At 30.9% G+C, this 5,547-nt stretch carries 6 protein-coding genes; all 6 read right to left on the reverse strand.

Features of this window, described 5'->3' with window-relative positions:
• On the reverse strand, nucleotides 1-801 hold an 801-nt coding region (locus tag A9G45_RS12855; RefSeq protein ID WP_141673695.1), incomplete at its 3' end, for a hypothetical protein.
• Between the two features lie 69 nt (nucleotides 802-870).
• Nucleotides 871-1,506, reverse strand: coding sequence for a hypothetical protein (locus tag A9G45_RS12860; RefSeq protein WP_065568202.1), 636 nt, complete (start codon nucleotides 1,504-1,506; stop codon nucleotides 871-873).
• Nucleotides 1,503-3,152, reverse strand: coding sequence for a hypothetical protein (locus A9G45_RS14805; RefSeq protein WP_255307158.1), 1,650 nt, complete (start codon nucleotides 3,150-3,152; stop codon nucleotides 1,503-1,505). Before A9G45_RS14805 ends, A9G45_RS12860 begins: the two co-directional genes overlap by 4 nt.
• A 121-nt stretch (nucleotides 3,153-3,273) precedes the next feature.
• A complete protein-coding gene (locus tag A9G45_RS12870; RefSeq protein ID WP_065568303.1) occupies nucleotides 3,274-3,852 on the reverse strand; it encodes a hypothetical protein in 579 nt (192 codons plus the stop codon).
• Between the two features lie 28 nt (nucleotides 3,853-3,880).
• Nucleotides 3,881-4,561: a hypothetical protein gene (locus tag A9G45_RS12875; protein WP_141673696.1), complete on the reverse strand. Its 681-nt coding sequence runs from the start codon at nucleotides 4,559-4,561 to the stop codon at nucleotides 3,881-3,883.
• Nucleotides 4,530-5,498: a glycoside hydrolase family 19 protein gene (locus tag A9G45_RS12880; protein WP_065568305.1), complete on the reverse strand. Its 969-nt coding sequence runs from the start codon at nucleotides 5,496-5,498 to the stop codon at nucleotides 4,530-4,532. Before A9G45_RS12880 ends, A9G45_RS12875 begins: the two co-directional genes overlap by 32 nt.
• Nucleotides 5,499-5,547 lie beyond the last annotated feature (49 nt).

The following is a 5,547-nucleotide window of genomic DNA, read 5'->3' on the forward strand; positions in this document are numbered from 1 at the left end:
TTTTGCTTGAAGTAATGCTAATTTTTTAACTAAAAGGTCATGATAATAGTTGTAAGATTCTATATTGCAAGTCGTATTATATTCATCTTGATAACAAGTTCTAAGTTTATCCGTTTCAAAATTTGAAGGCCCAGATTTATCGAGCACTTCAAATTGATCTGGATAAATAATACGATATTTATAACCATCATCAAATAAAAATTCTTTAAGCTTAAATTGCAAATTTTCTTTATCAATTTGATAATATTTATATTTTACTGATTCTATATGTCTACTGTATTCATTTAATGATAATGTGTATACATCACTGTTATTAGAATCAATATAGTAATATTTTGAATGTAAATAAAAAGCTTGATGAGAATTATAAGCGTAGCTTGCTAACGTAATGGTATCTCTGATTTGTTGCTTATAAACAAGCGATAGATTCACTTCATAAACAATATCTTCAAGTGAATAATTAGGCTTATTACTAGGAATTTTGCTTTTTTTTCTATCCATAACTAATTCTAGGTCACCATCACGATATATGACCGTTCTTTTATCTATTAAATCATACAGCCTATTAAAATCGAACTCAGTAGTATTTAAAGGGCAACGGTTCCTATCAATTTCGCGTTGTTGATTGCTAAGCTTTTCCCAAAAATCTTCATGGCTATAACATTTGTTAATTAACTCATCGACATTAACTTCTTTTACAAATGAAGCCCCTGTATATTTTTTATCAATAGTAGAGAGCTGACTATAACAAAGCGGAGTATTAATAAATAATAACAAGCCAATACAATAAGATACTTTCATTATAAAAATTTGCCTTTAACTTTTGACCAATCTGTATAAATCAGATTATAAAACGGGTTTTCATTAATTTTATATAGCATTGATAATTTTTTCTTTCACTTTTTTAAACTCACCCGAAGTAGTCATTTGATATACCGATTTTTTGAGAAAATGAATATCACCATTTTTAAATTTAGGATCATTATCAATTAAGGTTTGTTCTATTTGATTTACTAAAATTTTGCCATTTGCCTGTATCTTAAAATCGCTCCACCATAATGCTTCGCCTTCAGCGCTTAATCGTGCATCTAAAACAATAGCATCAATAAAATGCCCTTTAGCATCATAACTATTTAATTGAAAAATAAATACAGGATTATCATTATCACCATAATACATATAGACTATTCCTTTATATACGATATTTTTGTAATTAAAGTAAACAGCCGGAAAATAAAAACTATTTTTATAAGTGAATCTTTGTAGTTTTGGGGTATATGAGTATTCTTTGAACTGAAACCGAAAAGGAATTTTTTCATTAGATAACAAGTGTAATTCACCTATTTCATCATCCCAATAATAGTATTTTTCTAAATCCCTAGAAGAATAAGGTAAGTCTATTTTTTGATAATGGCATAAATCATTTTTAAAATGATCAGCCATTGCCATGTTAAGGTAGCCAAATGTTATTAAATAAATAACAATAGGATAAGTAAAATATTTCACTTTTTGATTTCCTTCACTTTTTTCATATCATAAAATTGCACATGCAAATGATGATTGTGGTTATTTGTGTCCTTTGTTATATGGTTTGGAAATTTTTTAACTCCGTTTAAGGTATAACTCCAACCAAGCATATTGGTCCAACCAAATTTATATAATGCATCATTCCATTTATTTTGACGTTCCACATCTAATAATTCAGGATGGACATCAATGAAAAGACTAGTCCCTGCTCCTTTTGTTAAAATTCCATCTTTCTTTAAATATTTAAAATCACCATGATATCCATTACGATGAGATTTACTACTCCCTGACCCGCCTTTAATAGTACTAAAACCATTACAACTGATATCAGTAAAATTCACCTCTAACATTGCTCCCAAAAAACTTGCCAAGGTATCACCATTCATAAAATATCGTTGTTGGTCACTATCAACATTAAAACGGTATACTAAACCATATTGTGAGTAATCTTGAGATACATTTCTTAAATCAATAAGGTGAATATATTTGGTAAGACCATATCTTTGATGTGGATAGAAATTATTTTGTATTTCAATATAATCATATATGCCTAATTGATGAATATTATTACGCTTATCATGATAAACATATTTATATTTTTGTTCATAACCTTTCAGTATTTCTTGTGGTATATGTTTTTCAATTTTTCCATCATGATAAATATGATAAGTAACTATGCCTATTGATTTGATGTTGAAATACCCTACCATCGCCACGGGATGAATAAACCACGCCCTACCATCAGCACTAAGCGTGGCCGGTGGGGCTGAGTCTGTTGGGGTGGTTGTGGTATTGGTTGTCTCGCCATTTTCTGGAGGCGTGTCTTTAGGTTGATTCAACTTAGCTAAGCCTTTAGCAACATCATCCCACCATAACATTTTCTTGATTTTCTCTTTGGTTTTGTCCCAAGCCATGACTTTTTGTTCTAGCTTTTGTATTTGTGTATAAATTTCAAGTTGTCCTTTGTTCAACTTTTTCTGTGGGTTGCTTTTATAATCTTCTGGGAGCCTTTCAATTTTTCTTCTTAACGCTTCAAAACCTTTTTTTTCTGACTGTTGTTTGCTTGTTTCTAGCGTGTTGATATAAGCATCCAGTTTTACTTCGTCTCCTTCCGTTAAATAATCCAATACATTGCTGACATTTTCTGTCATTTCACTATTTAACGCTTCCCATTTTGGCAATTTGCCTTCCGAATCCAGTTTGCCATACCATTCACTTTCATAATGGATTAACAGGCGACCCAGTGATGAGGCTAATATTGGCTTATTAATTATCTTATTAAAGCTATTAATATCTATCTTCGCATATTTCTGATCGCTAGAATTGTATTGCTTGTCTAATATTGTTAATGTTTCTTTTATTGTTGGCGTGTATTGTTCTAGTGATGCATTATCCTTATTTCTGCTTAAGGTTTTTTTAGCACTCAGATAAATGTCTTTCAGGCTGGCATTTTCTTTAATTTGCTTAAAATCAAACCAATCCCAGCAACTCACTTTCTTCACACCTTCGCTTTCGGTTGATAGCCAACCAGGCGACATAGTGATATTTTTATCGTCAAGGGCTTTTTCTATGTATATCCATAAGGTATCTTGCTCATCCACCGCTCGATGCTGGCGTGTTTTCACGTTATTATCACTCATATCAAGTAGGAGTGGTGTGCCAATATTATGATTGCTGCTCGTTAATTGGCTAGCTTGTAAGGGGTGTTTACTCCATGCCTCGGTGTCTGTGGCTAATTCGATTTCATTATTGTCTTCCTTCTTTATTAAGATATTCTATTAATCCCTCTTTCGTTGAAAATTCGCAGCGTTTTTCTGTTTTAAAATTATCTATACAACTGATTTTTGATATAAAAGCATCATCTCCTATAAAATATAATGCTCTTAATATACCATCATCTTTTACAGATAAAGGTAATTCTATAAAACTATACCTTATCGTTGGCCCTGTACCGTCTTTCAATAAAATGTAGATATATTTATCACCGGATTTTTTTCTAGTAAATTCGAAGGCACTTACTACTTCTCTATGTCGTCCATATTGATATGTATAAACTTCTACTACTTTATATAATTCTCTATTATTATTAGTTAAAAAATAAACCTCTAAATTACGTCTTCCATCATCAAAAGTATTGCTAAGAAATAGAGCAGTACCTTTCTTACCTTTATATTCAACATCAATTGGTGGATGAGCGATGTTATCATATTTAGGAAATCGATATTCTTCTGGAATATTCTCTAAATCCTCATAGGAATCGGCATAAGCATTTTGCCCTGTAAAAATTGAGCTTAATAATATAAACAACATTGTTTTAAACTTCATTGTAATGCCTCATTAAAAAGAAATAGAATTAAAATCTTTTATTTTTTATGATGTTATCAAAAAAACCCCTTATCGATGAAGCATCTTTATACTTACATATTTGTGTGTTACCCAAATAATCAATACCACCATCAATACAGTTATCTAAACCAGCAATACTTATTCTATCTGTCTTAAAAGATTGGATATACAATCCGCCTTCTTCTTTTAAAACTGAAAATCGAACATTCGAATATAAAGTTTCCTCCCCCGATTTATTTTTTTGAAGAACAAAAATCATGGCATTTTCTTCATTAGGATTATAACTAAAAATTGATAATATCTCGTGGGTGAAAATAGTTCCAACTTCATTTAGTTTAAAATTACCTAAATTAAAATTATAAACAAGATGATGGTTTTCCTTATTAGGATCTTTGGGATTTGCAGGAACAAATAACAATATTGATTTCAATCCATCGTAGTTTACTAATACTGGAGGATGGACAGTACTAATTGCATTATAAAAATCAATCGAATAGGCATGAGAATATTCTCCGTTATCATCTTCATCATCTTCTTCGTATTGCTGGGTAAAAGGAGAGAAAGTTGGTAATATTTTTAATGATAACGGTTCTTTTTTTGCATAGCAAACAAGAGGAAAGCTGCTTAGCACAATAAATATTATAAAATTAAAAGTTTTAAATATTTTGAAAGATTTTTTTATCATCATAGATTTCCTTGAAATGATTATACCTATCTTTATAACTTTTAGTATGCTGATTAATTTTTGCAGTTATCAGATTTACTGTTGATTCATCAGAACCTTGATCTGCAATATTGTATAATTTATATTTAAGCCAAAAATAGACACCAGAATGAACTATATATTTATAATTTGTATGTAATAAATCTGGATTATCAACAAAATTAATGTACTCCCCACCCCAAATTTCCTGATATCCATTTGCAAAATCTACATAATTATCCCTACCCGTTAACTGTTTTAACCCTCTTCCTCTAAAATTCCAACCATCATCAGTATCTGAGCCAAGATTTCCTAATCTATCTCCCATGGCTTTATTTGCAACAAATTTTTGGCTCTCCTCCGATACAGTTCTTAAATTTTTTGGAGATCCATCAGGATAACCATGCTTTATTGCATCTTCAGGATTATTTTTAAAATATTTATATGTTGTTTTTAATCCACTAACACTATAAGTAAAATTTTCTTCAGTTTGTAGTGATAAACCAACTTCTTGTCTAATTTGAGCAAAAAAATGACTTAATCTAAGAGGTGTATCAAGTTTATATTTGTTCATATGAACGTTAATATCATTTACTATGAATTGTAATAAATCTCGCCGATTATTTGATACAGAAGTGAAAATCTGCTTTAACATATCAACTGTTATACAAAATTTCGGTTTGAAATTAAATAATGCTACCGGATGAATAAACCACGCCTTGCCATCAGCGCTAAGCGTGGCTAGTGGGGTGGTATCTGCAGGGGAAGTTGTGGTATCCGTTGTCTCGCCATTTTCTGGGGAGGTGTCATTTTGTTGGTTTAGCTTGGCTAAGCCTTTAGCAACATCATCCCACCATAACATCTTTTTTATCTTCTCTTTGGTCTTTTCCCAAGCTGTTACTTGTTTTTCTAATGCTTCCATTTTGGCATAAGATTCAAACTGTTCTTTAGTCAGCTTTTTCGAGGGTGAT

The organism is Gilliamella sp. HK2 (assembly GCF_001690265.1).
Taxonomy (GTDB): domain Bacteria; phylum Pseudomonadota; class Gammaproteobacteria; order Enterobacterales; family Orbaceae; genus Gilliamella; species Gilliamella apicola_C.